Below are 2,624 nucleotides of genomic sequence, written 5' to 3'. Positions count from 1 at the left end.
CTGAAGGTGTTTTCATGATGCCTCCTTTTTTGATCGTCTGGTGCGTTGCAGCCGAGCCCGCAGGTCACGGATCTGATCGTCTGCCAGATCAATCTGCCAAGGCTGTCCTCGTCGTAACTGGTGGCCGGTCAGCAGCCCATCGGCCAGATACGTGAGGACCGTTTGCATCGTCACGTCCAAGGCTGCGGCCGCACCCTGAACCGAGAAGCTCCCATCCGGCCAGCGCGGCGGATTGGCCGCAATGCCATTGATCTTCGCCGGGGCGATGCCCCAACGGGTGCGTAATAGCCACACAGTCTCACCCTGGAAGCGACAGCCGCACGCCGCCGTGAAGCCTTCCTGATTGAGAACCTGCGCAACCTCCTTGTCCATCGTGCCGGCGGCATTCAGCTGCGTGATCCGCTGCCGCAGCTGATCGAGATCGGCATAGTCGTTGTAGGTGTGAACACGGCGCTGCACGGTATGCTCGCTGGTTGCGCCGGTGTGCCAGAGGATCTTGAGCCAGACATGACCTTTGAGCTTCGTCTGGTCGAGGATCACCTCTCGGATGATGAAGCGCAGCATGCGCTTGCGGTCGGCGGCCGTCGTACTGCTGGCGTGCCACACCTGCGGCAGGTTCTGGCCGAGAGCCCAAAGGGCATCGCGATCGTCGTCACTCAACACCAGGGGCTGCTCACGGCGCCAACGGTCATAATCCTGCTCGATCCCCTCCACGACGCGCAACTTCTCCTCCCAGACCCGCTCCAGGGAGCGGGCCACCAGCCGGTTCTCGGGCTCGACGGCATCGTACTGGCGCCGGGCTCGCTCGGCCTCATAGCGGGCGCGCTCGCGCCGTAGCGCCCACTGCCGCTCCAACTGTCTTGCCTCCCGGTCCAACTGCCCAAGGGCTGCCAACGCGATCGCGATCTGGTCCGGCTTGAGCGCCTCCAGCAGGATCTCCGTCACGCCGGCATCCACCGCCAGGGCCCGCACCACCTGACATGATGGAGCCCCCGTTTGATCCCGGTCGGTTTGGCAGACATAACCCGGATAATCGCCGTTCGGACCGGTGTAGTGCACGCTCATGCGGCGGCCGCACCGGCCGCACACCGCGATCCCCTGCAGGAGCGCCAGGCCCTTGCGAGGCGCTCCTGGATGACCCGCCGCGGGATGATTGGTGTTGTCGACCAGTTGGCGCTGGTTGGCCATAAACTCCTCCCAGCTGATGTAGCCGGCATGAGCCGCCTGACGGCACACTGCCCACTCGGCGATGGGAACCACGGTCCGGCCGGGCCGACGGGATCCCGCTCGCGTCTGGCCCGGGGCTTGATGCCGGCGTCCATAAACATACGCGCCGGCATAGGCGGGATTGTGAAGGATGCTGAGCACCCGGGCACTGGTGGCCTCGCGCCAGATTACGTCCTGCGGGGCCGGCCCGCGGGAGGACCGCACCGGAAGCGGCAGACCATTGGCCCGCAGATGGCGCATCACCGCATGGGCACTGTGCCACGCGCGGAACGTCGTGAACACGAGGGCCAAGCGGGCTTGCACCTCCTCGTCCGGGTTGAGTGTAACGGCCCCGGCGGGATCGTAGGCCAAGCCGGCCGGAACCGGCAGGCTGAGCTCACCGCGAGCCGCCTTCTGTCGCTGACCCTGGTGCAGACGAAGCTTGATCTGATGCAGTTCAGCTTCGCTCATGATGCCGGACAGGCCGAGCAGCAGACGGTCATGATAGGCACAGGGGTCAAACAGCCGCTCGCCATCGGCGATCAGCACGCCGAACAGCGAGCACAATTCCAGCAACTGATGCCAGTCGCGATTGTTGCGCGCCAGGCGCGAGGCGTCGAGGCTGATGACCAGGCCGGCATGGCCGAGGCTGATCTCGGTGATCAGCTTCTGGAAGCCCGAACGTTCGGCCGTGCCGGCACCGGACTTGCCGAGATCCTCGTCGATGACGTGGATCCGGTCGCGCGGCCAGCCCCAGGCTTCAGCCCGCTCCACCAGACGGTATTGCAGCTCGGTACTCTCCTGATGCTGCTTGACCTGGGTCAACGAGGACTGGCGTACGTAGATATAGGCCAGCTTGGCCCGATGAGCGGCCGTGAGGTGGTCGTCAGACAGGGTTGGAGGGGTCACCATCAGTGCTCTCCCGGATCGGCGGCCTCGGGTGCATCCGCCGCAGAAGTTCGGCCAGAAGCTGCGCCATCTGCGTCTGGGTCTCGGGCGTAAGGCTCCGCCACGGTCGAGGCGGGATAGGCTTGGAGCGGTTCAGGTGCAGCGTTGCCGGAGGAGCCGCCTCCCGGCGCGAAAGGACGCGTTTGGCCATGGCCGATTCCCTTCTGTGCGGACGCGGTGATCATGGTGGCCAAATGCTGCGCCAGTGGGAGCAGAGTGCGGACGCTGACCCGCAGAGCCCCGTCTGACCTGTTGGTGCTGGTGGCCCCAGCCAAATCGGTGATGGACCGGCGAACGGAGCGGCGACGTCCATCGGGCAGCGCGATCACGACAAAGGCTGGCCCCCGTGCGGAGTGCACGGACACGAGCTCGAACTGCTGTCCGATCAGGGCGTGATGGGGATCGATGATCGTCACATGAGAGACGGGTCGATCAACAATAGGGGTCTTCTGCCATGCCCGTGCTGGCCG

General features: G+C 65.4%; 2 protein-coding genes. Both read right to left on the bottom strand.

Features of this window, described 5'->3' with window-relative positions; genetic code table 11:
- Window positions 1–12: 12 nt before the first annotated feature.
- Window positions 13–2,118 (bottom strand): recombinase family protein, encoded by a 2,106-nt coding sequence (locus ILT44_RS30130; protein ID WP_204243286.1) that lies wholly within the window; start codon window positions 2,116–2,118, stop codon window positions 13–15.
- Window positions 2,118–2,624, bottom strand: a 507-nt coding sequence (locus tag ILT44_RS30125; RefSeq protein WP_204243285.1) for a DUF5372 family protein, incomplete at its 5' end; no start/stop codon positions are given. The genes ILT44_RS30125 and ILT44_RS30130, both read right to left, overlap by 1 nt.

The organism is Microvirga arvi (assembly GCF_016892765.1).
GTDB classification, from domain to species: domain Bacteria; phylum Pseudomonadota; class Alphaproteobacteria; order Rhizobiales; family Beijerinckiaceae; genus Microvirga; species Microvirga arvi.
The sequence above is the reverse complement of the archived record's forward strand: the minus strand, read 5'-3'. Positions and strand labels throughout refer to the sequence as shown.

Coding starts and splice junctions, on each gene's coding strand:
- ILT44_RS30130 (WP_204243286.1), bottom strand. CDS start 2,118: ATGGTGACCCCTCCAACCCTGTCTGACGACCACCTCACGGCCGCTCAT.